Source organism: Streptomyces sp. NPDC043812 (genome assembly GCF_056436245.1).
This window is the reverse complement of sequence record NZ_JBWKCY010000015.1, coordinates 110,909-135,116: the sequence shown is the minus strand read 5'-3', so window position 1 is coordinate 135,116 and position 24,208 is coordinate 110,909. Positions and strand designations below refer to the sequence as shown.

General features: G+C 70.1%; 23 protein-coding genes and 1 pseudogene. 10 read left to right on the top strand and 14 right to left on the bottom strand.

The window, feature by feature from the left end; translation table 11 throughout:
• Positions 1-72: 72 nt before the first annotated feature.
• Positions 73-1,158, top strand: a complete 1,086-nt coding sequence (locus tag AC067Z_RS22655; RefSeq protein WP_478791386.1) for an alpha/beta hydrolase — start codon at positions 73-75, stop codon at positions 1,156-1,158.
• Between the two features lie 249 nt (positions 1,159-1,407).
• Here AC067Z_RS22655 and AC067Z_RS22650 read toward each other — a convergent pair whose 3' ends face one another.
• Positions 1,408-2,385: a LysR family transcriptional regulator gene (locus tag AC067Z_RS22650; protein ID WP_478791385.1), complete on the bottom strand. Its 978-nt coding sequence runs from the start codon at positions 2,383-2,385 to the stop codon at positions 1,408-1,410.
• A 192-nt stretch (positions 2,386-2,577) separates the two neighbouring features.
• On the opposite strand from AC067Z_RS22650, the gene snpA reads away from it, so the two are divergent.
• Together snpA and AC067Z_RS22640 are read left to right on the top strand one after the other, a co-directional pair.
• Complete coding sequence (gene snpA / locus AC067Z_RS22645; protein ID WP_478791384.1) at positions 2,578-3,240, top strand: snapalysin; 663 nt, start codon at positions 2,578-2,580, stop codon at positions 3,238-3,240.
• 176 nt (positions 3,241-3,416) lie between these two features.
• Positions 3,417-3,896, top strand: coding sequence for a group II truncated hemoglobin (locus tag AC067Z_RS22640; protein ID WP_478791383.1), 480 nt, complete (start codon positions 3,417-3,419; stop codon positions 3,894-3,896).
• A 21-nt stretch (positions 3,897-3,917) separates the two neighbouring features.
• Here AC067Z_RS22640 and AC067Z_RS22635 read toward each other — a convergent pair whose 3' ends face one another.
• The 5 genes and pseudogenes from AC067Z_RS22635 to AC067Z_RS22615 all read right to left on the bottom strand — a co-directional run bounded on the left by AC067Z_RS22635 (position 3,918) and on the right by AC067Z_RS22615 (position 8,097).
• Positions 3,918-4,361, bottom strand: a complete 444-nt coding sequence (locus AC067Z_RS22635) for a DUF6304 family protein (RefSeq protein WP_478791382.1) — start codon at positions 4,359-4,361, stop codon at positions 3,918-3,920.
• 82 nt (positions 4,362-4,443) lie between these two features.
• The gene (locus AC067Z_RS22630; RefSeq protein ID WP_478791381.1) at positions 4,444-4,755 is read right to left on the bottom strand and encodes a hypothetical protein; all 312 of its coding nucleotides are present in this window, start codon (positions 4,753-4,755) and stop codon (positions 4,444-4,446) included.
• A 50-nt stretch (positions 4,756-4,805) separates the two neighbouring features.
• Positions 4,806-5,387, bottom strand: coding sequence for a dihydrofolate reductase family protein (locus AC067Z_RS22625; RefSeq protein ID WP_478791380.1), 582 nt, complete (start codon positions 5,385-5,387; stop codon positions 4,806-4,808).
• 179 nt (positions 5,388-5,566) lie between these two features.
• A pseudogene (locus AC067Z_RS22620) lies at positions 5,567-6,597 on the bottom strand (family 2 encapsulin nanocompartment cargo protein polyprenyl transferase).
• A gap of 81 nt (positions 6,598-6,678) precedes the next feature.
• Positions 6,679-8,097 (bottom strand): family 2B encapsulin nanocompartment shell protein, encoded by a 1,419-nt coding sequence (locus AC067Z_RS22615; protein WP_478791379.1) that lies wholly within the window; start codon positions 8,095-8,097, stop codon positions 6,679-6,681.
• A gap of 148 nt (positions 8,098-8,245) precedes the next feature.
• On the opposite strand from AC067Z_RS22615, the gene AC067Z_RS22610 reads away from it, so the two are divergent.
• Positions 8,246-9,175 carry a 1-aminocyclopropane-1-carboxylate deaminase/D-cysteine desulfhydrase gene (locus AC067Z_RS22610; RefSeq protein ID WP_478791378.1) on the top strand — a complete coding sequence of 310 codons (930 nt, stop codon included), beginning with the start codon at positions 8,246-8,248 and terminating at the stop codon, positions 9,173-9,175.
• Here the strand turns inward: AC067Z_RS22610 and AC067Z_RS22605 are convergent.
• Positions 9,157-10,752, bottom strand: a complete 1,596-nt coding sequence (locus AC067Z_RS22605) for a Na+/H+ antiporter (protein WP_478791377.1) — start codon at positions 10,750-10,752, stop codon at positions 9,157-9,159. The genes AC067Z_RS22610 and AC067Z_RS22605 overlap by 19 nt on opposite strands.
• Before the next feature lie 44 nt (positions 10,753-10,796).
• Between AC067Z_RS22605 and AC067Z_RS22600 the strand changes: the two genes are divergently transcribed.
• The 3 genes from AC067Z_RS22600 (at position 10,797) to AC067Z_RS22590 (ending at position 12,668) form a co-directional block, all read left to right on the top strand.
• Positions 10,797-11,057 (top strand): UBP-type zinc finger domain-containing protein, encoded by a 261-nt coding sequence (locus AC067Z_RS22600; protein WP_478791376.1) that lies wholly within the window; start codon positions 10,797-10,799, stop codon positions 11,055-11,057.
• 244 nt (positions 11,058-11,301) lie between these two features.
• Positions 11,302-11,715 (top strand): ATP-binding protein, encoded by a 414-nt coding sequence (locus tag AC067Z_RS22595; protein ID WP_018845530.1) that lies wholly within the window; start codon positions 11,302-11,304, stop codon positions 11,713-11,715.
• The gene (locus AC067Z_RS22590) at positions 11,712-12,668 is read left to right on the top strand and encodes an RNA polymerase sigma factor SigF (RefSeq protein WP_478791375.1); all 957 of its coding nucleotides are present in this window, start codon (positions 11,712-11,714) and stop codon (positions 12,666-12,668) included. Before AC067Z_RS22595 ends, AC067Z_RS22590 begins: the two co-directional genes overlap by 4 nt.
• Before the next feature lie 71 nt (positions 12,669-12,739).
• Here AC067Z_RS22590 and AC067Z_RS22585 read toward each other — a convergent pair whose 3' ends face one another.
• On the bottom strand, positions 12,740-13,153 hold the full coding sequence (locus AC067Z_RS22585) for a hypothetical protein (protein WP_478791374.1): 414 nt from the start codon (positions 13,151-13,153) through the stop codon (positions 12,740-12,742).
• Between the two features lie 70 nt (positions 13,154-13,223).
• Here AC067Z_RS22585 and AC067Z_RS22580 point away from each other — a divergent pair, with 70 nt between their 5' ends.
• A complete protein-coding gene (locus tag AC067Z_RS22580; protein ID WP_478791373.1) occupies positions 13,224-14,192 on the top strand; it encodes a diacylglycerol/lipid kinase family protein in 969 nt (322 codons plus the stop codon).
• Positions 14,193-14,512: 320 nt separating this feature from the next.
• Complete coding sequence (locus AC067Z_RS22575) at positions 14,513-14,770, top strand: WhiB family transcriptional regulator (RefSeq protein WP_003953983.1); 258 nt, start codon at positions 14,513-14,515, stop codon at positions 14,768-14,770.
• A gap of 224 nt (positions 14,771-14,994) precedes the next feature.
• On the opposite strand, the gene AC067Z_RS22570 is transcribed toward AC067Z_RS22575, so the two are convergent.
• From AC067Z_RS22570 to AC067Z_RS22545, 6 genes are all read right to left on the bottom strand, one after another.
• Positions 14,995-16,482 carry a histidine kinase N-terminal domain-containing protein gene (locus AC067Z_RS22570; protein WP_478791372.1) on the bottom strand — a complete coding sequence of 496 codons (1,488 nt, stop codon included), beginning with the start codon at positions 16,480-16,482 and terminating at the stop codon, positions 14,995-14,997.
• A 425-nt stretch (positions 16,483-16,907) separates the two neighbouring features.
• Complete coding sequence (locus AC067Z_RS22565) at positions 16,908-17,978, bottom strand: SIS domain-containing protein (RefSeq protein WP_478791371.1); 1,071 nt, start codon at positions 17,976-17,978, stop codon at positions 16,908-16,910.
• Positions 17,979-18,066: 88 nt separating this feature from the next.
• Positions 18,067-19,608, bottom strand: a complete 1,542-nt coding sequence (locus AC067Z_RS22560; RefSeq protein WP_478791370.1) for a glycoside hydrolase family 3 protein — start codon at positions 19,606-19,608, stop codon at positions 18,067-18,069.
• 9 nt (positions 19,609-19,617) lie between these two features.
• The gene (locus tag AC067Z_RS22555) at positions 19,618-20,496 is read right to left on the bottom strand and encodes a carbohydrate ABC transporter permease (RefSeq protein WP_478791369.1); all 879 of its coding nucleotides are present in this window, start codon (positions 20,494-20,496) and stop codon (positions 19,618-19,620) included.
• Positions 20,493-21,503: a carbohydrate ABC transporter permease gene (locus AC067Z_RS22550; RefSeq protein WP_478791368.1), complete on the bottom strand. Its 1,011-nt coding sequence runs from the start codon at positions 21,501-21,503 to the stop codon at positions 20,493-20,495. The genes AC067Z_RS22555 and AC067Z_RS22550 overlap by 4 nt, the downstream gene beginning before the upstream one ends.
• A 125-nt stretch (positions 21,504-21,628) precedes the next feature.
• The gene (locus AC067Z_RS22545; RefSeq protein ID WP_478791367.1) at positions 21,629-22,933 is read right to left on the bottom strand and encodes a sugar ABC transporter substrate-binding protein; all 1,305 of its coding nucleotides are present in this window, start codon (positions 22,931-22,933) and stop codon (positions 21,629-21,631) included.
• A gap of 304 nt (positions 22,934-23,237) precedes the next feature.
• Here AC067Z_RS22545 and AC067Z_RS22540 point away from each other — a divergent pair, with 304 nt between their 5' ends.
• Positions 23,238-24,002 carry a GntR family transcriptional regulator gene (locus tag AC067Z_RS22540; RefSeq protein WP_478791366.1) on the top strand — a complete coding sequence of 255 codons (765 nt, stop codon included), beginning with the start codon at positions 23,238-23,240 and terminating at the stop codon, positions 24,000-24,002.
• Positions 24,003-24,208: the final 206 nt, after the last annotated feature.

Below are 24,208 nucleotides of genomic sequence, written 5' to 3'. Positions count from 1 at the left end.
TGACAACCATTGGTTGTCACCTTGGGCCGGAGGTTGTTGGACCGGCGGGCCGCGGGGCGGTCTGCTGGGTGCATGACGTCGTTCCTCGATCTGCCCGATGTACCGGCCCAGTTCACCGCGGGCAACCGTTCGCGCGCCGTGGCCGCAGGTCTCGATCCGTACGAGTACGACCGGGTCACTGCGACCCTCGTCTCTCTCCACGAGTGGCCCGCCGCGTTCCACGCGACGGGGCTGGCGCATCGGGTCGCTGCCGAGGCGTACGAGGCCGGGGGACACACGGTCTCGGCCGGTGAGGCGTACCGGCTGGCGGCCCGCTGGTTCCACTTCGCGGTGCTGCTGCCGCACCCCGACCGGGAGTCGGCCGCGCGGATCGCGGCCGCCTGCGACGACATGATGCGGCGCGCGCTCGCCCATCTCGATCCGCGGGCCGTGCGGATGGAGGGATCGGGCTTCGCGGGCTGGCTGCGCCGGCCGCGCGACGGGGACGACGGCCGGCCGCGCGACGAGGGAGGCGGCCGGCCGCCGGTCGTCCTGCTGGTACCCGGACTGAACTCCGGGAAGGAGGAGTTCCACGAGGTGGCCGAGGCTCTGCTACGACGCGGGGTGGCGGTCCTCGCGGTGGACGGGCCCGGCCAGGGCGTCCTGGCGGCGAAGCAGGCTCCCCGGGCGGACTTTCAGCACGTGGTCACCGAGGCGGCCGACGCGCTGGCGGCCAGGGACGACGTCGACGGCGGAAGGCTCGGCGTACTCGGCCTCAGTCTCGGCGGCTACTACGCCGCGGTCGGTGCCGCGCACGAGCCGCGCGTCCGGGCCGCCGCGGCAGTCAGCTGCCCGTACCGGCTGGAATGGGAGGAGCTGCCGCTCTTCGTCGTGGAGACGCTCACCCAGCGGTGCGGCGATGCGGCGGCGGCGCGGGAGTTCGTCCGCGGGATCGATCTGCGCGGGGTGGCCGGGCGTATCGCCTGTCCCCTGCGCGTCGTCGACGGCGGTGACGACATCACGCCCGGAGTGACGGCCGGCGAGCAGTTGGCCGTGGACGCGCCCCGCGGTGAATACGTGGTCGTCCCGCACGGCGACCATCTGCTCGGCAACGCCCGCGCGGACTGGCTGCCCGCCACCGCCGACTGGCTGGCCGGCCGTCTGACGGACGGCTCCTGACGGGGCCGGACCGCGGCCCGGCCCGCACCGGGCGCGGTCCCCACGCGTCAGACGCGGTCGGACACGCCGAGCAGGTAGTGGAAGCTGCCCTCCTTGTACGCCGTCAGGAACAGGCTCTCTCTGCGCCCCTTGTGCGCCCCCACCCCGCCGCGCACTCTCAACACGCCATGGGCGCATGATCGTTCATGCGCCGGATGCCCGGCACTGCGCCGCGACGCGCACTGCGGCGGCCGGTGCCGTGGTGGTCGACTACGCCGCCGGGACGGGTGCCGGGCCGGTCGCGTGCAGCAGCGGGCTCTTGTGGCGCAGCAGCCACTGCCGGTATGCCGCCGCCCGCAGCGCCGCCTCACGGTAGGCCGCCGCCAGGTCCGCGTACACCGCGTCGTGGAACTCGCGCGGGCCGTGTCCAGAGAACAGCAGCAGTCGCACGGCGAGGGGGTCGCCGCGCAAGGGCCGGATCGCCATGTCGTCACGAGGGCCGGAGGTGGGCTGGCAGGGCGCCACGGCCTCGCCGACCGCTATCAGGGACGCGGCCGTGTGGTAATCACCGTGCAACACCGGCGGGTTGAGGCCCGCCGCGTCCAGCACCCGGCGCAGCGCGTCCCATTCACCGTCGACCGTCGGATCGACCATCCAGCGGTCACCGGCGAGATCGGCCAGCTCGACGACGGGCGCGGCAGCCGCCGGATGGTCGCGTGCCATCGAGACGAACTGCGGCTCCCGCTCGACGAGTACGCGCCTGTCGAGGCCCTCGGGCACCTGTAACGGACACCCCTCCACCTCGTGCACGAACGCGACGTCGAGCAGCCCGGAAGCGACCATCCGCAGCAGCGCGTTGGCCGAGACATCCATATGGAGCGAGAGGTCGGTGCCCGGCAGCCGCTGCCGCAGCCTGCGCAGCCATCCGGGGAGGGCCCGGCTCGCCGTCGACCCGATGCGCAGCTGCGGGCCGCCCTCCCGGGCCGCGGCCGCCTTCGTCTCGGCGACGAGCACGGCGAGTCCGTTGACGAGCGGCCGGGCACGGCTGAGCACGGAACGGCCAAGCGGGGTGGGCCGACAGCCGGTGCGCTCGCGCGAGAACAGCTGCGCGCCGAGGAAGTTCTCGATACGGCGCAGCTGCGTGGTCAGGGAGGGCTGGCTCACGCCGAGCTGCCGGGCGGCTTTGTGCAGGCTGCCGGTGTCGGCGATGGCGCACAGCGCACGCAGGTGCCTCACCTCGAGCTCCATGGCTTCGAGCGTAGAGCCGCCCCAACTGTCACACCAGGCACCCGAGTCGGTGCACGCCGGGCGGATCGGGACAGTCCGCGCGGGCCGGGTGATGCACTCGCGCTATCGCCGCCTGACATCATCCCGGCGGGGCGCGGGCTCCTCGACACTCGGCCTACCGCATTTCGTCAACCGGACGAGCAGGAGCCCCCCATGCGTCATCCCAGAACGTTACTCTCCGCCGCAATCGGCCTCGGCCTCGCCGCCGCGCTGGCCGTTCCCGCGACCGCAGCTGCCACCTCCCCGGCCAACTCCCCTGCGGCCGCAGCAGCCACGTCGTCGTACGCCGCCTACGAAGGCTCCGCCGAGGACGCGAAGGCGACCAAGGCCTTCTTCGACGCGGTGGTGAAGTCGGTCACGGAGAAGCGTGCCGCCAACCCCGGCGCCCAGGCCGTGACCGTCGTCTACAACGCGAGCAACGCCCCGTCCTTCCGCAGCCAGATAGCCAGCAGCACCCAGATCTGGAACGGCTCGGTCTCCAACGTGCAACTGGTGGAGGGCTCGGGCGCCGACTTCACGTACCACGAGGGCAACGATCCGCGCGGCTCGTACGCGAGCACCGACGGCCACGGACGCGGCTACATCTTCCTCGACTACCGGCAGAACCAGCAGTACAACTCGACCCGCGTCACGGCCCACGAGACCGGTCATGTGCTCGGTCTGCCGGACCACTACTCCGGGCCGTGCAGCGAGCTGATGTCGGGCGGCGGCCCCGGCACGTCGTGCCAGAACGCGTACCCGGACGCACAGGAGCGTTCCCGGGTGAACCAGCTGTGGGCCAACGGGCTCGCGGCCGCCCTGGCGCGCATCTCCTGAGCTCACGAGTGACCGCACGATCCGCGGTCGCCCCCATGGTCCGCGGTGAATCGGGCGCCCCGCCGTGCACGGCGGGGCGCCCCCGCGCATCCAGGGGGCGGACCTTCGCCCTCCGCTACCTGCGCCAGGAGCGGAAATCCCGGCCCGCCGCAGCCGCCCGCGCCATGCTGGCGGTCATGAGCAACGACACGGGCAACCGGCCGGACTTGCCTTCCGGCACTCTGTACGAGGCCGTGGGCGGCCTCGACGCGCTGCGACGACTGAGCAACACCTTCTACGAGGGCGTACTGGCCGATCCGCTGCTCGCCCCGGTCTTCGCCGATTTCACCCCGACGCACATCGAGCACGTGGCCGTATGGCTGGCCGAGATCTTCGACGGACCCGCCCGGTTCACCGACGAACTGGGCGGACATCAGTCCCTGCTCCGCGCCCACCTCGGACTGCGTATCACCGAGGAGCAGCGGTTGCGCTGGATGGAGCTGATGACGGAAGCGGTGGCGAAGGAGCTGCCCGACGACGAACTGCTGCGCCGCCGGGTGGTGGAGTACTTCGACTGGGGGACGAAGATCGCCCGTGCCGTCTCGGCCGATCCGGCCGGTACGGATCTCGGGGATCCGGGTCCCACCCCCCGCTGGGGCTGGGACGGACTGCGCTGACCTCGGGACTGCGGAGGTGACTCAGGTCCCCGCCGGTTCCCGGTACCCGAGTTCGGCTCCGTCGGGCAGCTGACCGCGGATTCTGCCGAGTGCCGCGTCGAAATCGCCGTCCCCGACGCCCGCCTCGTACGCGGTGCCACCGCAGTGCAGCGTCAGATTGAGGTCCGCGCGATCGACGCCCGCACCGTTCTGCGCGGACTCCCCCAGCGTCAGAAGACAGCTGAGCGTCGCCCGCTGCACTGCACCGTCCACCCGGACGGGCAGCGGCATGTCCCATTCCAGTACGCAGGAGGAGAGCACGTCCCCGGCGGCCTCGGCCCGCAGGGCGGCGAACGTCGCACCCCCGTACTCAACACCTCTGATGCGCGTGCGCAATTGGCCGCCGGCCGCGGCTATGGTGACCGCTTCCGCGCCCGTCCGGTCGCGGAACCAGCCCGCCCAGACCTCAGTCGACTCCGATGACATGCGCGGACTGTAGCGGTACCCCTGCCTCCGCCGTGCAACAGGTGCCGTTGCAACGGGCTGTCGGGAGTGCGCTGTGGGCGTCTCATGCCCTGCTGACCCCTTCGCCCGATGCGTCGCCTCCCTCGGCGACGGACCTGGCGGCTTCGTCGGCATCGCTCCTCGCAGTCGCGGCACCGCTCTTCGCCGTCGCGGTGGCGCTGTCCTCGACGCCTGCGGTGCCGGCGCTCCGCGAGCAGTCGGGGTTGTCGCACGGCCCCGGGTGCCAGGTGGGGACGAACGCCCCCAATGTCTTGTGGCGCTTGATGACCGTGCCGACGGGCCGACCGCAAGCGGGACACGCACCCTCCTGCGGACGGCGGGCGGCGCCGTGCCGTTCATTTCCTTTGCTGCCCATGTGGCCAGAATATGCCGCTATGGGCGGCCCGGACAGGCGAGCCGACGCGGTCAGCTCGTCCGGGCGTACGTCCGCACGACCACTCCGTTGTCGAAGGACCGCATGGACTGCAGCGTGAACTCGGAGATCCGGAAGGGGGCGGCGAACATCGGCATGCCCGAGCCGAGCACCACCGGGTAGGTCTTGATGACGAGCTCGTCGACCTCGTCCAGCAGCTGGCCGGCGAGCTGTGCGCCGCCGCACAGGTAGATACCGAGACCGTCCTCCTGTTTCAGGTCGCGGACGGTGGCCGCGACGTCGCCGGAGACGATCCGCACATTCGGGTCGGGCGACGTGGCGATGCTGCGCGACGCCACGTACTCGCGCAGGTGCGCATACGGACTGGTGATGCCGAACTTCAGCGCCAGGTCGTAGCTGGCGCGGCCCTGGATGATCGTGTCGAACTCGGTGTTGGGGGCTTCGTCGACACCGAAGGCCCGGCGGGCAGCCGTCGGCAGGGTGTCCGCCGCCTCGTCGCGCATGTACGCGAGGTAGTCGCCGGTCACGAACCGGGTGAAGAAGTCCGCCTCGCCGCCAGGGGCTCCGATGAACCCGTCGATGGAGGCGGCGATGAAGTAGCCGAGCTTGCGCAAACCTGATCCTTCTGCAGGGGAGTAGGGCGGCAGTGACGGCCGGGCACATCCTCACCCGACCCTCGACCACTCCGCCTATAGTGCTTCACCTGTAGTGGTTACGCAAGGCTTCTCTGCTCCGGGATACGGAAGCAGAGATTCCGCGCTCTGGCTGCCGCCTGCCTCTCGGGCGCCGGACGTCAGCGCGTCCGTCGTGTGACGAACTCCGCCAGTGCCAGCAGATCGCCGGCCGCCGCCAGATCCGGAACCGCCCGGGACAGTTCCCCCACCGCCCGCGACATCCGGTCCGCCGCCTGCAACTGCGCCCAGTCGCGCCCGCCGGCGCGGTCGACCGCCGACGCTGCCCGCGCCACCGCCGCGGGGCTCATCGGCCGCCGGTAGAGCCCGGCCAGCTCCTCACCGGCCGGAGTGCCGGACGCCAGCGCGGCCACCACCGGGAGGGACTTCTTGTGCGCGGCCAGATCGGCCCCGGCCGGCTTGCCCGTACGCTCCGGGTCCCCCCAGATGCCGATCAGATCGTCGATGAGCTGGAACGCCAGGCCCGCCTCCCGCCCGAACGCGTCCATCGCACCCACCGCCTCGTCGTCGGCACCGGCGTACAGCGCGCCCAGCGCACAGGCGCAGCCCAGCAGCGCACCCGTCTTGGCCGTCGCCATCCCGAGGCACTCCTCCAGCGTGACCTCGTCCGGTGCGCGCTCCTCGAAGGCGCAGTCCGTCTGCTGCCCCGCGCACAGTTCGATGACACAGGCGGTGAGCCGTGCCGAGGCGGCGACCGAGGACGGATCCTGATCCTCGGCGAGCAGGCGCAGCGCCAGGGCGAACATGGCGTCACCCACGACGATGGCGTCCGCCGTGCCGAACACCGTCCATGCGGTGGGCCGGTGCCTGCGGGTGGCGGCCTCGTCGATGACGTCGTCGTGCAGCAGCGTGAAGTTGTGCGCCAGCTCCACGGCTGTCGCGGCGTGCACCGCCCGGCGGGGGTCGCCGCCAAGCGCCGCGCACGCCGCCAGGACGAGCGCGGGCCGGATGGCCTTTCCGCCCGCCCCGGCAGCCGGCTGCCGTCGGCCTGCTCCCAGCCGAAGTGGTATCTCGCCACCCGGCGCATCGCCCCGGGCAGAGTGTCGATCGCGGCACGGAGATGCGGCTGGACCGCGCCGCGGGAGCGCTCCAGCAGGACGACGGCCTCTCGGCCCTCGACCGTTTCCGGCATGGTCAACTGGCGGTCCTTTCCCGGGGGACGGTGGGCAGCGCGGTGCGGGGACGTAGGAAGGACACACCCCCGCACCTCCCATCAGCGCCAGCGGCTCACCTCCACGTTCTCTAGGACGCCGAGGGCGTCGGGGACCAGCACGGCGGCGGAGTAGTACGCGGTGACCAGGTACGAGATGATCGCCTGCTCGTCGATGCCCATGAAGCGCACCGAGAGACTCGGCTCGATCTCGTCCGGGATGCCGGTCTGATGCAGTCCGATCACCCCCTGGTCGGCCTCGCCCGTACGCATACAGATGATGGATGTCGTCCGGGCGTCCGAGATCGGGATCTTGTTGCACGGGAGGATCGGCACACCGCGCCAGGCCGGCACGTGATGGCTGCCGATCTCCACGCTGTCGGGCACCAGACCGCGTTTGTTGCACTCGCGCCCGAAGGCGGAGATTGCCCGCGGATGGGCGAGGAACAGCTTCGACCCGCGGCGCCGCGAGAGCAGTTCGTCCATGTCGTCGGGGCTCGGCACCCCGTCGTGGGGCTGCAGCCGCTGGCCGTAGTCGCAGTTGTTGAGCAGACCGAACTCGCGGTTGTTGACCAGCTCGTGCTCCTGGCGCTCGCGCAGGGCCTCGACGGTCAGCCGCAACTGCTGCTCGGTCTGGTTCATCGGCTGGTTGTAGAGGTCGGCGACCCGACTGTGCACCTTCAGCACGGTCTGCGCGACGCTCAGTTCGTACTCGCGGGGCGCGCCGTCGTAGTCGACGTAGGTGTGCGGGACGAGGGCTTCGCCGACATGACCCGCCGACAGGTCGATCGCCGCTTCGCCGTACTTGTTCGTACGCTGCTCGGGCAGGGCCGCAAGACCCGCCAGGTGGATGCGCAGCGACTCCGCGCGGTCGGCGAGGTTGACCACGTCGTCCCGGGTGAGCACCAGCACGGTGCAGGCAGTGGCCGCCCGCGCGGTGTACTGCCAGACGGCCTCCCGGTCGGTGAGCGACTGGTCCCCGAAGTAGGCGCCGTCGGCGAGGACTTCGACCACCGCCTCGTCCCCGTAGGGGCCCTCGCCGATCTGCTCGACCCTGCCGTGCGCCAGCAGGTAGACGCGGTCCGCCGCGTCACCGCCGACCGCCAGAACCTCCCCCGGCGCGAACTCCCGCTGCTCGCACCGCTGCGCCAGCTCCGTGAGCGCCGACTCGTCGCCGAAGTCGCGCAGCGCCGGCAGCTCACCGAGCTCGGCGGGGATGACCGCCACCTGGTTGCCGGTCTGGACGAAGGTCACCCGCCCGTCGCCGACCGAGTAGCTCAGCCGGCGGTTCACGCGGTACGTACCGCCCTGCACCTGCACCCACGGCAGCATCCGCAGCAGCCACCGCGAGGTGATCTCCTGCATCTGCGGGGCGGACTTGGTGGTGGTCGCGAGATTCCGCGCGGCGGCGGTGCCGAGACTCTGCTGGGGCGACTGCTCCCGGACGTCCTCGCCGACGGAACCAACCGAACCGACCGTCATGTGACTCCCTCTCGATCACGGATCTGACCTGCAGGGGAAAGCCTTTCAGTACAGTGCGTCATCGCGCCATTACACAAATGAGTGTGACTGGATCATGCGTCATTGGGCAGCGGCCGGATCGGTTCGCACACCCGGCGACAATGAGGGGGTGACCCGGGAAACGCTCGACCTGACCAGCGCGCTGCGGCCCCGGCTGCCGTCGCCGCTGCAGCCGGTCGACGACGAGCGTTTCGCCCGGCACGGCGTACGGCTGCTGCTCAAGCGGGACGACCTGATCCACCCCGATCTGCCGGGCAACAAATGGCGCAAGCTGGTCCCGAACCTGCGCGCCGCCGACGGCCGGACGGTGCTGACCTTCGGCGGCGCGTACTCCAACCATCTGCGCGCCACGGCCGCGGCCGGCCGGCTGCTGGGCTTCCCCACGATCGGTGTCGTACGGGGCGACGAACTGGCCACCCGCCCGCTGAACCCGTCGCTGAGCCGGTGCGCCGCGGACGGGATGCGGCTGCTCTTCGTGGACCGCACGACCTACCGAGCCAAGGACGACCCCGACGTCCTCGCGCGGATCCTGCGGGACGCCGGGACCCGCGAGGTGTACACAGTCCCCGAGGGCGGCAGCAACGCATCGGCCGTACACGGCTGCACGGAGCTGGGCCGCGAGCTGCGCGGGCGGGCGGGTGTCGTCGCGGTCGCCTGCGGCACCGGCGGCACTCTGGCCGGTCTGGCCGCCGGACTCACCGAGGGGCAGCGCGCCCTCGGCTTCCCGGTCCTGCGCGGTGGTTTCCTGGGCGGGACGGTGCGCGCCCTGCAGGAGGCCGCATTCGGCGGCCCGGCCGGGAACTGGTCGCTGGACGACCGCTTCCACTGTGGCGGATACGCCCGTACGACCCCCGAACTCGATGCGTTCGCCGAGGACTTCGAGGACCGGCACGGACTCGCCGTCGAACGTCTCTATGTCGCCAAAGCGCTTCACGGACTGACCACGCTGACCGCCGAGGGCGCCTTCCCCCGTGGCAGCACGGTCGTCGCCGTGATCACGGGCAGCAGGGGCGGCTCGGCTCAGGCCTCCTCGCGATAGGCGGCCGCCTCCTCGAGGTCCAGGCGGCGCAGCAGCGTGCGCATCATCTCGTCGTCGATCAGCCGGCGGTTGCGCAGCTCGACGAAGACGTCCCGCTCCGCGGAGATCATCTCCCTGGCCAGCCGCCGGTAGGTGTCGTCCGCGGACTCCCCGGTGATCTCGTTCACCGCGCCGAGCCGCTCCCACACCGCGTTGCGCCGCCGCTCCAGCACCGTACGGAGCCGGTCCGCCAGCGGCTGCGGCAGGGCGTTGCGCTCGTCCGAGAGCAACTCCTCCAGGCGCTGTTCGGCCGCGGTGGACGCCTCGCTCTGCGCCTGCGCCTCCGCCAGCGTCTCGGCGTACACGTCGCGTCCGGGCAGTTTCAGCACACGGATCAGTGCGGGCAGCGACAGCCCCTGGACCACCAGGGTGCCGATGACGGTGGTGAACGTGAGGAAGAGGACCAGATTGCGGGCAGGGAACGGCTCGCCGTCGGACATGGTCAGCGGGATGGAGAACGCGATCGCCAGCGAGACCACACCCCGCATGCCGGCCCAGCCGACGATCAGCGGTGCCTTCCAGGTGGTGTCCGGCTCCCGCTTCCTGATCCTCTTCGACAGGAAGCGCGGCAGGAAGGTCGCCGGATAGACCCACAGGAACCGGACGGCGACGACGGTCACGAAGACTCCCACCGCGTACCAGAGCGCCTCGCCGACCCCGTACGCGCCGAGGCCCTCCACCACGATCGCCAGCTGGAGTCCGATCAGGGCGAACACCGCGGACTCCAGGACGAACGCGACCACTCTCCAGACCGCCTCCTCCTGCAGCCGCGTCGCGAAGTCGACCTGCGAGGAGTGGTGGCCCAGATAGAGCGCGACGACGACCACGGCGAGCACGCCGGAAGCGTGCACCTCCTCGGCGGCCGCGTACGCGATGAACGGGATCAGCAGCGACAGCGTGTTCTGCAGGAGCGCTTCCTTCAGATGCGTGCGCAGCCAGTGGATGGGGATCATCAGGACCAGCCCGACCCCGATCCCGCCGAGCGAGGCCAGCGCGAACTCCCACAGGCCGCCGCTCCAGCTCGCGCCCTCGCCGATCGCGGCGGCCAGCGCCACCTTGTACGCGGTGATCGCCGTCGCGTCGTTCACCAGGGATTCACCCTGGAGGATCGTGGTGATACGAGTCGGCAGACCCAGCCTGCGCGCGATGGCCGTCGCGGCGACGGCGTCCGGCGGCGCGACGACGGCGCCGAGCACGAGCGCCGCGGTGAGCGGCAGATCGGGCACGAAGAGAAAGGCGAGATAGCCGACGACCAGGGTGGCGAACAGGACGTAACCGACGGACAGCAGCGCGACCGGGCGGATGTTTGCGCGCAGATCGAGGTACGAAGCGTCCAGGGCCGCGGTGTGCAGCAGCGGCGGCAGGATCAGCGGCAGCACGATGTGCGGATCCAGGTGGTAGTCGGGCACGCCCGGCAGATAGGAGGCGATCAGCCCGGCCGCGACGAGCATCAGAGGCGCCGGGACCGGCGTCCGGCGGGCGGCGCCCGCGACCGCCGCACTCACGGCAATGAGCCCCACCAGTGACAATGCTTCCATCACACCGACCTCGCGTCCGTCACCTGCGTCGTAACCTGGCAATCATGAGCGAGTGCCCGCATGTAGGAGAACTGCCGCGCCCCGAGCCGGTGCCGCTGAGCCAGACCTGCACGGAGTGCCTGGCGGTCGGCGGCCACCCCGTCCAGCTGCGCATCTGCCTGGTGTGCGGGCATGTGGGCTGCTGCGACTCGTCGCCACTGAAGCATGCCAGCACCCACTTCCAGGACACCGCCCATGCGGTGATGCGCAGCTTCGAGCCGGGTCAGGTGTGGCGGTGGTGCTTTGTGGACGGTTCGATCGTCTGAGCCCTGGGTACGTCAACCATCCCCCGGTTCCGCGCAATTGGTCGGCGCAGACCTCTAGCCACTGTGAGTACTCGTAGGCTTACCATGAGTGACAGTTATCGGCTCGGGGGTCACGGCGACACGGAACCATGGATCGCGATAGCGTCGCCAGGCCAGTACCGGCTACGTAATCGACTACGTGCCGTATGGCCGCGGGTCGTTCGCCCGTGGCCCAGAAAGAGCTTGTGCCACCTTGGAGGTGAGGGTGTCCCAGATCGCAGGCGAGCCCGGGACTCAGGACTTCGTGGAAGTCCGGCTGCCGGCTGCGGGTGCCTACCTGTCCGTGTTGCGTACGGCCACGGCCGGCCTCGCAGCGCGCTTGGACTTCACCCTCGACGAGATCGAGGATCTGCGGATCGCGGTCGACGAGGCGTGCGCGATCCTGCTCCAACAGGCCGTTCCCGGGTCGGTGCTGAGCTGCGTGTTCCGGCTCGTGGACGACTCCCTCGAGGTGACGGTCTCGGCGCCCACGACCGACGGGCGCGCACCGGAGCGCGACACCTTCGCCTGGACGGTGCTCTCCGCACTGGCCGGAAAGGTCGACTCCTCGGTCGCCGACGACCGTACTGTCTCCATCAGCCTGTACAAACAGCGCGGCGCGGGACCCGGGCCGGCGTGATCAACGGAAACGGGGATGGTCCGATGCGGGAGGACGAGGAGCGTGGCCCCAGGGTGCTGAGCGCGTCGGCCGGCATCCCGGAGCAGCAGGCGCGGCCGCACCCGGTGGTGGACGAGCCCGAGGGCCGGAGGGCCACGGCGGAGCAGGCGCGGGCAGAGCAGGCGGACCGTATGAGCGAGCAGCAGCATCAGCACGACCCTCATGACCGCAGCGGGGCGCGGGCGATGTTCATCGAGCTGCGCAAGCTGCCCGAGCAGTCGCCCGAGCGTGCAGAGCTGCGTAATCAGCTCGTCCGTATGCATCTGCCGCTCGTGGAGCATCTGGCGCGGCGCTTCCGCAACCGCGGGGAGCCGCTGGACGACCTCACCCAGGTCGCGACGATCGGTCTGATCAAGTCGGTGGACCGGTTCGACCCGGAGCGCGGTGTCGAGTTCTCGACGTACGCGACGCCGACCGTGGTGGGCGAGATCAAGCGCCACTTCCGCGACAAGGGCTGGGCGGTCCGGGTGCCGCGCCGGCTGCAGGAGCTGCGGCTCGCCCTGACCACGGCGACCGCGGAGCTCTCCCAGCAGCACGGCCGCTCACCGACGGTGCACGAGCTGGCCGAGCGCCTGAGCATCTCGGAGGAGGAGGTCCTGGAGGGCCTGGAGTCCGCGAACGCGTACTCCACGCTGTCCCTGGACGTCCCCGACACGGACGACGAGTCCCCGGCGGTCGCGGACACCCTGGGCGCGGAGGACGAGGCGCTGGAGGGCGTCGAGTACCGCGAGTCGCTGAAGCCGCTGCTGGAGGATCTCCCGCCGCGGGAGAAGCGGATCCTGCTGCTGCGCTTCTTCGGCAACATGACCCAGTCGCAGATCGCGCAGGAGGTCGGCATCTCGCAGATGCACGTCTCCCGGCTGCTGGCGCGCACGCTCGCGCAGCTGCGCGAGAAGCTCCTGGTCGAGGAGTAACCCGCACCGCGTTCTCCCGCTCGGCCCGGCGCCTGCAGGGAGGGCGGGGTGCAAAGAGGCTCGGCCGGGACCTACGTGTCCCGGCCCGCGCCGATCCCCAGCGCTTGTGCCGTCGCCGCGTTCACCAGCAGCACCAGGCCCGCGACCGCCACCGCCGCCAGCGCGATGCCGGCCGGAATCAGCGCTCCGGACGCGCGCAACAGCGTCCACGCCGGAATCAGCGCGATCAGCTGGGTGATGATCGCCGGGCCGCGGCTCCAGGCACGCCGGCGCAGCAGCCCGCGCGCGGCCAGCAGCGGGATCGCGCCGAGCGCCAGCAGGGTCACGCCGCCCGTCACCGACTGCGACGGGCTGTCGGGCCTGCCCAGCAGGCCCATCACGAACATGTAGACACCGCCCGCGACAAGCGCCAGCCCCTCGGCGGCACAGACCGCGGCCGCGGCCGTCAGGCGGGTGGGGCGGGGGGTGGGGTCGTCGCTGCTCACCCCTGCAGGGTAGCCGTCACGGGAAACCCGGGGCTGGGCCAGGTACCCCCCGGTAGGTACGCTGCATGGCATGCGCGCACTTCTCGTGGTCAATCCGGCAGCAACCACCACCAGTGCCCGTACACGTGACGTATTGATTCACGCACTCGCCAGCGAGATGAAGCTGGAAGCGATCTCGACCGAGTACCGCGGGCACGCCCGCGACCTCGGCCGCCGGGCCGCGGACTCGGACGACATCGACCTGATCGTCGCCCTCGGCGGCGACGGCACCGTCAACGAGGTCGTCAACGGACTGCTCCACAACGGCCCCGATCCGGAGCGCCTCCCCCGCCTCGCGGTCGTCCCGGGCGGCTCCACGAACGTGTTCGCCCGGGCGCTCGGACTCCCGAACGACGCCGTCGAAGCGACCGGCGCCATCCTGGACGCCTTGCGCGACCGAACCGAGCGCACGGTCGGCCTGGGGCTCGCGGCGGGCACGCCGGGCACCGAGGACGAGGGCGTCCCGCAGCGCTGGTTCACGTTCTGCGCGGGGTTCGGATTCGACGCCGGAGTCGTCGGCCGTGTCGAACAGCAACGCGAACGGGGCAGGCGCTCCACCCACGCCCTCTACATCCGCCAGGTCATGCGCCAGTTCCTGGACGAGCCGCACCGCCGGCACGGCACGATCACCCTGGAGCACCCCGGCGCGGAGCCTGTGCAGGACCTCGTGCTGTCCATAGTCTGCAACACCTCCCCCTGGACCTACCTGGGCAATCGCCCGGTGTACGCGTCCCCGAAGGCGTCCTTCGACACGGCGCTCGACGTGCTCGGACTGTCGAAGCTGTCGACCCCCGCGGTGGCCCGCTACGCGACCCAGCTGCTCACCTCCAGCCCCGAGCGCGGCCCGCACGGCAAGCACGCCCTCACGCTGCACGACCAGACCGACTTCACCTTGCATTCAAAGGTCCCGCTGCCCTTCCAGATGGACGGTGACCACCTCGGGCTGCGCACCAGCGTGACGTTCACAGGCGTACGCCGTGCACTGCGTGTGATTGTGTGAGCGGAAGGACCGAAAGTCCTTTATCTCGAACGTATGGGCCAGCCTCCACCCCATAGAAGTACGGCTGTGACCTAGTCGACACCGAGGAATCAAAAAAAACTTTCCGGAAGGGGTTGTATCCGCCGCCGAGGTTTGCGAATCTCTACATGGCGATCGGGACGGCCCGCAACATCGGCCCCACAGACCGCCGGAACCCCTTCAATGAATCCCAGGACCCAACGCCGGGCAACTGGCAGTCGGCCCTTCCCTTGCGGGGGGATTCGTGAAAGCGTTCACATTCACAAGCAACCTGCATGTAATACCAAGGAGAGGTAGCAGCCATGGACTGGCGTCACAACGCCGTTTGCCGCGAGGAAGACCCCGAGCTCTTCTTCCCCATCGGCAACACTGGTCCTGCGCTGCTGCAGATCGAGGAAGCCAAGGCCGTCTGCCGTCGCTGCCCCGTCATGGAGCAGTGCCTGCAGTGGGCGCTCGAGTCCGGCCAGGACTCCGGCGTCTGGGGTGGCCTCAGCGAGGACGAGCGCCGCGCGATGAAGCGCCGTGCCGCTCGCAACCGGGCGCGTAACGCCAGCGCCTGACGCCCCCTGCTACGAGCCTCAGCCGGCGGCGCGTGCAGCGAGCACGCACTCACCGCCTTCGAGCCGCAGCGCGCAGTACCCCCGATGCGCATCGCACACGCGAGCAACGAGCTTCGAGCCCTGGACCGATTCATACGGTCCGGGGCTCTTCGCTGTGCGCGGCGCCGGGACGGCCGCTGGGCCCGATCCGCCGGCCGCGCCCTTTCGCTTGTCGGGGACAGACCCTATCGCTTGTCCGGGACGGGGATGTCGAGGACGACTCGGGTGCCGCGGTCCGGTTCGGATGCGGGAAGCATGTCGAAGCTTCCGCCCAGTTCCCCCTCCACCAGGGTCCGCACGATCTGCAGGCCCAGGTTCCCCGCGCGCTGCGCGTCGAAGCCCGCGGGCAGCCCGCGGCCGTTGTCCTGGACGGTGATGAGCAGCCGGGGGGTCTTCTCCGCACGGGAGTCGCCCCGGACTGCGGACACCTCGACCGAGCCGTGCTCGGCCGGCCCGAAGGCGTGCTCCAGAGCGTTCTGCAGCACCTCGGTGAGCACCATGGACAGCGGCGTGGCGATCTCGGCGTCGAGGATGCCGAAGCGGCCGGTGCGTCGGCATTCGACCTTTCCCGGTGAGATCTCGGCGACCATCGCGATCACCCGGTCCGCGATCTCGTCGAACTCGACGCGCTCGTCCAGATTCTGGGACAGCGTCTCGTGCACGATCGCAATCGAACCGACGCGCCGGACGGCCTCGTTGAGCGCCTCACGGCCCCGCGTCGAGTCCATCCGGCGGGCCTGGAGGCGCAACAGGGCCGCCACGGTCTGGAGGTTGTTCTTCACCCGGTGGTGGATCTCCCGGATGGTCGCGTCCTTGGTGATCAACTCCCGCTCGCGGCGCCGCAGTTCCGTGACGTCGCGCAGCAGGACCAGGGATCCGATCCGCACGCCCTTGGGCTTGAGCGGGATGGCGCGCAGCTGGATCACACCGCCGTTGCCCTCGACCTCGAACTCCCGGGGCGCATAGCCGCTGGCCAGTTTGACCAGGGCCTCGTCGACCGGGCCGCGGGAGGGGGCGAGTTCGTCGGTGGTCTGGCCGAGGTGGTGACCCACGAGATCGGAGGCGAGGCCGAGGCGGTGATAGGCGGAGAGTCCGTTGGGGCTCGCGTACTGGACGATGCCGTCCGCGTCGAGCCGGATGAGGCCGTCACCGACGCGTGGGGACGCGTCCATCTCCACCTGCTCGCCCGGGTAGGGGAAGGAGCCGGCCGCGATCATCTGGGCGAGGTCGGAGGCGGACTGGAGGTAGGTGAGCTCCAGGCGGGAGGGCGTGCGCACGGTGAGCAGATTGGTGTTGCGGGCGATGACGCCGAGGACCCGGCCCTCACGGCGTACGGGGATGGACTCGACCCGTACGGGCACCTCCTCGCGCCATTCCGGGTCACCCTCGCGCACGATCCGGCCCTCGTCGAGCGCCGCGTCGAGAAGCGGGCGGCGGCCGCGGGGAACGAGATGGCCCACCATGTCGTCCTGGTAGGAGGTGGGGCCGGTGTTGGGGCGCATCTGGGCGACGGAGACGTAGCGTGTGCCGTCGCGGGTCGGGACCCACAGGACGAGGTCGGCGAAGGAGAGGTCGGAGAGCAGCTGCCACTCCGAGACCAGCAGATGGAGCCACTCGAGGTCGGATTCACTCAGAGCGGTGTGCTGGCGGACGAGTTCGTTCATGGAGGGCACGTGTGCGAGGGTACCTGCGGGCTGAACCCGGTCGTCCGATCACCCGTGCTTAAGTATGGCGCGGGAACTAAACTCTGCAGATACATGGACAGCCACGAATGGTCTAGTCCACAATGAAGCCACGAACCGAAGAACCTCCGCCCTCCCCGCACAGGAGGGTGGAACGAGGCCCCCGGCGCTCTCTGCCCTGACTGCGCCGAGGCCTCCCACGGCCGACCGGGACCGCACACCCTTCGGCCGAGAACTCCGGGCTGCGGTGCCGGACGGGTTGAGGGTCCCGTCGCGGCGCCGCGGCCCGCGGGTGGTTCCGGGGCCGTTTTCCGCCGCGCGGATGTCCCGTCCGGCACAGGAACGCGCGCGGGCGTGACGACGGGCGGGCCCCTCATCATCACCCGCCCGTCGCGATCACGGCCCCTGCCGTACGGTCAGCGCGTCTCGGTCACCTTTGCCAGCGCTCGCGGCGCGTCCGGGTCCTGCCCGCGCGCGATGGTCACCTCGTAGGCCATCAGCTGGAGCGGCAGGATCTCCAGGATCGGCTGCAGTTCCTCCGGGACGCCCTCGGTGGGCAGCACGAAGCCCGCCGACGCCGCCTCGACCTGCGGTGCCGGGCCCACCACGAACAGATCGGCGCCCCTGCCGCGCAGCCGGTCGAGCACCGGTTGCAGGGCCTCACCGCCCTTGCCGCTGGTGACGACCGCGATGACCGGGGAGATGTTGTCCACCATGGCGAGCGGACCGTGCAGCAGGTCGGCGCCGGAGTACGCGAGGGCCGGGATGTAGCTCGTCTCCATGAGCTTCAGGGCCGCCTCCTTCGCCGTGGGGTAGCCGTAGCCGCGCGAGGTGATGACCATCCGCTCGGCGAAGCGGTAGCGGGAGGCCAGGGCGCGGACCTCGTCCTGACGGCCCAGGATGTGCGCGGCGAGCTCCGGCAGGGCCTTTGCCGCCGCGCCGTCACCCCCGCCCAGGCCCTCCACCAGCAAGTAGAGGGCCAGCAGGGAGGCGGTGTACGTCTTGGTGGCGGGCAGCGCCTTCTCGGGGCCGGCCATGATGTCGATGTGGAACTCGGAGACCGCCGCCAGCGGCGAGTCCGGGTTGTTGGTCACCGCGAGGGTGATCGCGCCCGCCTCCCGTGCCGCCTTGGTCGACGCCACCAGGTCCGGTGAGCCCCCGGACTGGCTGACGGTGACGACCAGCACGTCGGTGAGGTCGGGCCGGGCACCGTACGCGGTCGTGGTGGACATCGAGGTCAGCCCGCACGGCAGGCCGAGCCGGATCTCCAGCAGGTACTTCGCGTACAGCGCCGCGTTGTCGGAGGTGCCGCGCGCGGTCAGCAGGACGAAGCGCGGTGCGCGGGCCGAGATCGCGGCGGCCACCTCGCGGATCCGCGGCGCACCCTCTTCGAGGATGCGTCGCAGGACAGCGGGCTGCTGTGCCATCTCGCCGGACATGATCCGGCCCGGGTGCTCGTCGTGCTCGGCCGAAATCGTGGCGGACATGCCGGGTGCCTCCCAGAGGGCGGTCCAGGTGCCGGGCGCACGGGGCTTCCCGGTGCTCACCCGGCACTGCACGGTCTGCTTCGGTCGGTCAGGCTCCGGCACCTTTGCCGGCGATGACCTCGGCGGCGGCGCGTCCGCAGACACGGGCGGCGCCGTGGGTCGCGATGTGCAGAGCGCCCCTCGGCTCGGCCCGGTTGACACCCATCTCGACCACGACCGCGTCGGGACGGGTCACGAGCAGGGCGTCCAGGGCCGCCGCCATCCAGGGATGGCGGTGGACGTCACGCACCACAGCGACGATCCTACGGTCCCCGGCAGCCGCCAGCACGTCTGCCGCCACGGCCGTCGGAGCCTTCTCGCCGGTGTAGGTGCCGGTGGTGGTGCCGGGCAGCAGCACGGCCAGTTCGGCGGCCACGCCCCACGGGGTCTCGTCCCCGACGGCGATGTTGGCGACCGGAGTGAGGGCGGCTACGTAAGCGGCCTCGGTGAGCGGTTCGTGGACCTGCTCCCCCGACGTGACGCTGACCGCGCGCCGGGCGGCGACCAGGCCGATGTCGGAGCCGGGCGCGGTCCCCTCCTGCGACGCCGCGCCCGGCTCTGCTGCAGCCCCCCTGGCCCGTCGCGTCCAGTCGGCGAGGGCGCGCACTCGCGCCGCTGCGTCGGCCAGCCGCTCCTCGGGCAGGTCGCCGTCCCGTACCGCGTTCACGAGCGCGTCGCGCAGTCGCAGTACGGTCTCCTCGTCGGCGAGGCCGCCGCCGACGCAGATCGCGTCGGCTCCAGCGGCGATCGCGAGGACCGAGCCGCGCTCGATGCCGTACGTCGACGAGATGGCCTGCATCTCCATGCCGTCCGTGACGATCAGGCCCTGGTAGCCCAGCTCTTCGCGCAGCAGGCCGGTGAGGATCTGCGGGCTCAGGGTCGCGGGACGGTTCGGGTCGAGCGCGGGCAGCAGGATATGCGCACTCATCACCGCCTTGGAACCCGCCGCGATGGCCGCGCGGAAAGGAACCAGCTCACGGGCGTGCAACGTGTCGAGATCCACATCGATGCGGGGCAGCGCATGATGCGAGTCGACGTTGGTGTCGCCGTGTCCGGGGAAGTGCTTGGTGCAGGCAGCGACACCGGCCGACTGCATGCCCTCGACGTAGGCGACCGTGTGCCGGGCGGCGAGCTGTGTGCCGGGACCGAAGGACCGCACCCCGATGACCGGGTTGTCCGGATTCGAGTTGATGTCCGCGGACGGCGCCCAGTTGAGGTCCACGCCGCACGCGGCCAGCCGCCGACCGAGTTCATGGGCCACCGCACGGGTGAGGTCCACGTCGTCGATCGAGCCGAGCGCGTAGTTGCCCGGGAACGAGGAGCCGGCGCGCACCTCGAGCCGGGTGACGTCGCCGCCCTCCTCGTCGATGGCGACGAGGACGTCGTCCCGCTCGGCTCGCAACTGTGCGGTGAGCGCCGCGAGCTGGCCGGGCGTGGCGATGTTGCGGCCGAAGAGGCCTACGGCGGAGAGCCCTTCGCCGATCTGCCGCAGCAGCCAGTCCGGCGCGGTGGTGCCGATGAAGCCCGGCTGGAGGACGGTGAGGGCGTCGCGGGTGAGGGTGTCGGATGATCCCCGTACGAGAGTCGTCATGAGGCGGCGTTATCCCTTCACTGCGCCCGAGGTGAGGCCCGCGGCCATCTTCTTCTGGATGATCATGAAGAAGACGACGACGGGAAGTGCGATGAGCGTCGAGGCCGCCATCAGCGCGCCATAGTCCGTCCCGCGCTCGGTGGTGAAGGTCATCAGCCAGACGTTGAGCGTGTACTTGGAGTTGTCGTTGATCAGGATGTACGCGAAGAGGTATTCGTTCCAGGCGTTGACCAGAGCAAAGATCGAGGCGGCCGCGAGACCGGGCGCGAGCAGCGGGAAGACGACGCGGCGGAAGGCGGCCATCCGCGTGCAGCCGTCCACCATCGCCGACTCCTCCAGCTCCACCGGGATGTTCACGACGAAGCCGCGGATCATGACGACCGCGAAGGGCAGGGTGGACACCAGGTAGACGACGATCAGGCCCCAGTACTCGTCGAGGCCGCCGATGGCGTTGAGCTGCGCGTAGATCGGGATGAGCATCGCCGTCGGGGGCAGCATCTGGACCAGGATCAGCACCATCAGCAGCGCCTTGCGGCCGAAGAAGCGGAACCGGCCGATGGCGAGGGCGGCCAGCGTCGCGATGATCATGCCGCCGAGGACGGCGGTGATCGAGACGATGAGACTCGACTGGATCGCCGTGGCGAAGTTCTCCTGCTTCACGGCGCGCGCGAAGTTGTCGAACGTGAACGACGAGGGCCACAGCGTCTGGTCGTACGAGCGGATCTCGTGGTTGGGCCGCACGGCGCTGACGACGAGCCAGTAGACGGGGAACGCCATGACGACGGCGACCACGAGGCCGAGAACGTCGTAGTGCCAGCGCGTCCTTCTGCGGTCCCGCCGCAGGACCTGCCGCGAGCCGGCGGGCGAGGGAGCGGTGGAGGTGCTCATTCGACCTCTCCTGTCTTCATCAGCTGACGCAGGTAGTACACGGCCACACCGGACAGCAGGACGACGGTGATCAGGGCAATGGCGGTGCCCTGGCTGAACGACGTGGACTCGAACGCCTTGGAGAAGGAGTAGAGACCGAGGGTTTCGTAGTCCGGCTCCGGCTTGTTGCCGCGCAGCAGCCAGATCTGGCCGAAGACGTTGAAGTCCCAGATCACCGAGAGCGTGGCCACCATGGTGAACACGGGGCGGATGACCGGCCAGGTGACGAAGCGGAACACGCCGGGCGCGCTCGCACCGTCGAGGGCCGCGGCCTCCTCAAGCTCCTTGGGCACCTGCGTGAGAGCGGCGTACAGCGTGATCACGACGAACGGGATGGCGCCCCAGATGACGAGCAGGGCGATGATGGCGAAGCCCTGCTTCGGGTCGAGGAACCAGTTGTGCCCGAGGAAGTCCTCGCCCACGACCTCGGCTATCAGGGTGTTGATGAGGCCGTAGTCGGAGTCGGAAAGCCAGCGGAAGATGGACGCGGCGACCATAAGCGGCATCGACCACGCGGCGACGAGTGCCGCGGTGAGGACCAGTCGCACCCAGGTCGTCAGCCGCGCCATCAGCAGCGCTGTCAGCAGGCCCAGAGCCATCGTCAGGCCCACGCAGACGACCATGAACACCACGGTGCGGCCGGTGACGGACCAGAATTCGCTGTCACCGAGGATGCCGGTGAACTGGTCGAAGCCGACCCACGGCGGCGACTCGCCCGTCCAGAGCTCTCTGCGGCCCATGTCCTGGAAGGACATGATCACTGTCTTCGTCAACGGGAAGGCGTAGACCGCGGCGATCGCGACGATCGCGGGGAGGACCAGCAGATAGGGAAGGAACGCACCCTTCTTCCGCTGCTGGTGACGGGAATCGGGGCCCCCCTTGCGAGGCACGGGCCGGTCGCCCGTGCCTTCCGGGGCACGTGGTACGGGTACCGGCGGACCGGCGGCCTTGGTGTCGGCGGCAGTCACGTGGCTGACCTTCCGTTTGTTCTTCTGCACCGAAAAGGGCGGGGCGGGGGCCGCGTGATGCGGGCCCCCGCCACCGCCTGGCAAGCCTGGCGAGCCTCCGGCGGGGCGCTGGGAGGCCCAAGGGCTCAGGACTCCTTGTTGATCAGCTCGTTGATCTTCTCGTCGGCCGCCTTGGCGGCCTTCTCCACGGAGTCACCCTTGAGGATGGCCAGGAGCATGTTCTCCAGGACCTCCTCCTTCTCGATCGAGGTCCAGCCCGGGGCGATCGGGGTGAACCACGCGTCCGGCACCGCGTTGGCGATCGGCGCGGTCTCCGGCTTGGCCTTCAGCGGCTCCAGCTGCTTGGTGTTGTTCGGGAGGATGTTCTTGGAGGCGAGGACCGTCTGCGACTTCTCGCTGGTGAACATCGAGATCCACTCTTCGCCGAGGTCCGTGACCTTCGACTTGCTGACCACGGCCAGGTCGGAACCACCGATGAAGGACGGCAGCGCCTTGCCGTTCGGGCCGGGCATGCCGGCCGTGAGGATCTTGCCCTCGAGCTTCGGGTTGCCGTTGTTCTTGCCGTCGATGACGGAGCCGGACTCCCAGCCGTTGCCGTAGAGAAGGGCCGCCTTCTCGTTGGCCATCACATTGGCGTGATCCTGCTCGTCCTTGGTCTGGTCGGCCTTGTTGTACTTCTTGACCAGGTCGATGAAGTGCTGGATGCCCTTCTGCGCCTCGGGCGAGGACAGGGAGGCCTTCCACTCCTTGGCGCCCTCGTCGTACTCGGCGATCTTGCCGCCGTACGCGGCGACGTACGACATGGCGGCGTACCAGTAGCGGCCGGGCAGGTAGAGGGACGAGAAGCGCTTGTCCTTCTTGCTGTACTCGGCCGAGACCTTGTCCATGGCCGAAAGGAGCTCGGTCTCGGTCTCGGGCAGCTTGTCGATGCCCGCGCCCTTCTTGAGCATCTCGGTGTTGTAGATGGCGACACGGGCACCCGCGTAGTAAGGCACGCAGAACTGCTTGCCCTCGTAGCTGCACGTGTCCTTGAGGCCCTGGATCCAGGTGTCGGAGTTGTCGTACTTCTTGGGGTCGATCTCGGCGAGCGCCCCGTTGAGGATGTACTGCATGGTCTCGGTGTTGCCGAGCTCCACGACGTCGGGGAACTTGTCGCCGCCCAGGGCGGTGTCCAGCTTCTTGGCCTTGTCGGCCCACTGCTGGTACTGGACGTTGACCTTGACACCCGGGTACTTGGCGTTGAACTGGGCGTTGACGTCCTTGACCAGCTCGGGCCACGTCGACTGGGCGTCGACCATCAGCCAGACGGTCAGCGTCTCCTTGCGATCCTTCGGGTTCTTCGCCGATTCGCTGCCGCCGTCCGAGCCGCACGCTGCGACCGAGACCATCATGGCCGCCACACCCACCGCTGAAATGAGCTTGCGCTTCACGCCACCCTCCTCAAGGGATGCAAGAGTTACCCCCCCACCACCCGGGAGTCGCGCAGCACTTGACGGACGTGCGCCAGATTCTGCCCTGGGGCTGGGACCTGATCTTTAATGGTTTAGACCAGTACCGGGAGCTTGGCCTAGACCTTTAGGGGTGTCAAGGGTGTATAAGAAGGGCAGTCGCGTCCGTTATCGGACCGACACCTGAGGGAGGGCGACGACCCTTGAGCGGTCCGTGCCACCATGTGAGCCGCTACAGACGGAGGAGCCGGTGACGGCAGGAGCGCAGCAGTCGGGAAGGCGGGCCATGACCACGGACGGGGGCGGCACCGAGGCCGAGGGCGGGGCAGGCACCCGCACCGCACGCGTGCCCAAGTACTACCGGCTCAAGCGTCACTTGCTCGACATGACGGAGACCCTGCCGCCCGGCACCCCGGTGCCGCCGGAGCGCACGCTGGCGGCCGAGTTCGACACCTCGCGCACCACCGTGCGCCAGGCACTGCAGGAGCTGGTCGTCGAGGGCCGGCTGGAGCGCATCCAGGGCAAGGGCACGTTCGTCGCCAAGCCGAAGGTGTCGCAGGCGCTGCAGCTCACCTCGTACACCGAGGACATGCGGGCACAGGGCCTGGAGCCCACGTCCCAGTTGCTGGACATCGGTTACGTCACAGCCGACGACACGCTCGCCGGGCTGCTCGACATCTCGGCCGGCGGCCGCGTGCTGCGCATCGAGCGGCTCCGGCTTGCCAGCGGCGAGCCCATGGCGATCGAGACCACGCACCTCTCCGCCAAGCGCTTCCCCGCGCTGCGCCGCTCGCTCGTCAAGTACACCTCGCTCTACACCGCCCTCGCAGAGGTGTACGACGTCCACCTGGCGGAGGCCGAGGAGACGATCGAGACCTCACTGGCCACGCCCCGCGAGGCGGGCCTGCTGGGGACCGACGTGGGCCTGCCGATGCTGATGCTGTCGCGCCACTCACTGGATGCGCAGGGCGAACCGGTGGAGTGGGTGCGCTCGGTGTACCGCGGCGACCGGTACAAGTTCGTGGCGAGGCTCCAGCGCCCGAACGGCTGAGCAACCGGCCCGCACCGGAGCCCGGCCGGCGGTCCGGGGGTTGCCCCCGGAGACTCGCAGCGTGGCGAGGCTCCAGCGCCCGAACGGCTGAGCAACCGGCCCGCACCGGAGCCCGGCCGGGGGTCCGGGGGTTGCCCCCGGAGACTCGCAGCGTGGCGAGGCTCCAGCGCCCGAACGGCTGAACTCGATCCCCAATCGCCATGGCG

What these genes read in the sequence shown, in the direction of transcription:
- AC067Z_RS22655 (WP_478791386.1), top strand. Translation starts at nt 73, where the DNA reads ATGACGTCGTTCCTCGATCTGCCCGATGTACCGGCCCAGTTCACCGCG.
- AC067Z_RS22650 (WP_478791385.1), bottom strand. Translation starts at nt 2,385, where the DNA reads ATGGAGCTCGAGGTGAGGCACCTGCGTGCGCTGTGCGCCATCGCCGAC.
- snpA (WP_478791384.1), top strand. Translation starts at nt 2,578, where the DNA reads ATGCGTCATCCCAGAACGTTACTCTCCGCCGCAATCGGCCTCGGCCTC.
- AC067Z_RS22640 (WP_478791383.1), top strand. Translation starts at nt 3,417, where the DNA reads ATGAGCAACGACACGGGCAACCGGCCGGACTTGCCTTCCGGCACTCTG.
- AC067Z_RS22635 (WP_478791382.1), bottom strand. Translation starts at nt 4,361, where the DNA reads ATGTCATCGGAGTCGACTGAGGTCTGGGCGGGCTGGTTCCGCGACCGG.
- AC067Z_RS22630 (WP_478791381.1), bottom strand. Translation starts at nt 4,755, where the DNA reads ATGGGCAGCAAAGGAAATGAACGGCACGGCGCCGCCCGCCGTCCGCAG.
- AC067Z_RS22615 (WP_478791379.1), bottom strand. Translation starts at nt 8,097, where the DNA reads ATGACGGTCGGTTCGGTTGGTTCCGTCGGCGAGGACGTCCGGGAGCAG.
- AC067Z_RS22605 (WP_478791377.1), bottom strand. Translation starts at nt 10,752, where the DNA reads ATGGAAGCATTGTCACTGGTGGGGCTCATTGCCGTGAGTGCGGCGGTC.
- AC067Z_RS22600 (WP_478791376.1), top strand. Translation starts at nt 10,797, where the DNA reads ATGAGCGAGTGCCCGCATGTAGGAGAACTGCCGCGCCCCGAGCCGGTG.
- AC067Z_RS22580 (WP_478791373.1), top strand. Translation starts at nt 13,224, where the DNA reads ATGCGCGCACTTCTCGTGGTCAATCCGGCAGCAACCACCACCAGTGCC.
- AC067Z_RS22575 (WP_003953983.1), top strand. Translation starts at nt 14,513, where the DNA reads ATGGACTGGCGTCACAACGCCGTTTGCCGCGAGGAAGACCCCGAGCTC.
- AC067Z_RS22565 (WP_478791371.1), bottom strand. Translation starts at nt 17,978, where the DNA reads ATGTCCGCCACGATTTCGGCCGAGCACGACGAGCACCCGGGCCGGATC.
- AC067Z_RS22560 (WP_478791370.1), bottom strand. Translation starts at nt 19,608, where the DNA reads ATGACGACTCTCGTACGGGGATCATCCGACACCCTCACCCGCGACGCC.
- AC067Z_RS22555 (WP_478791369.1), bottom strand. Translation starts at nt 20,496, where the DNA reads ATGAGCACCTCCACCGCTCCCTCGCCCGCCGGCTCGCGGCAGGTCCTG.
- AC067Z_RS22540 (WP_478791366.1), top strand. Translation starts at nt 23,238, where the DNA reads ATGACCACGGACGGGGGCGGCACCGAGGCCGAGGGCGGGGCAGGCACC.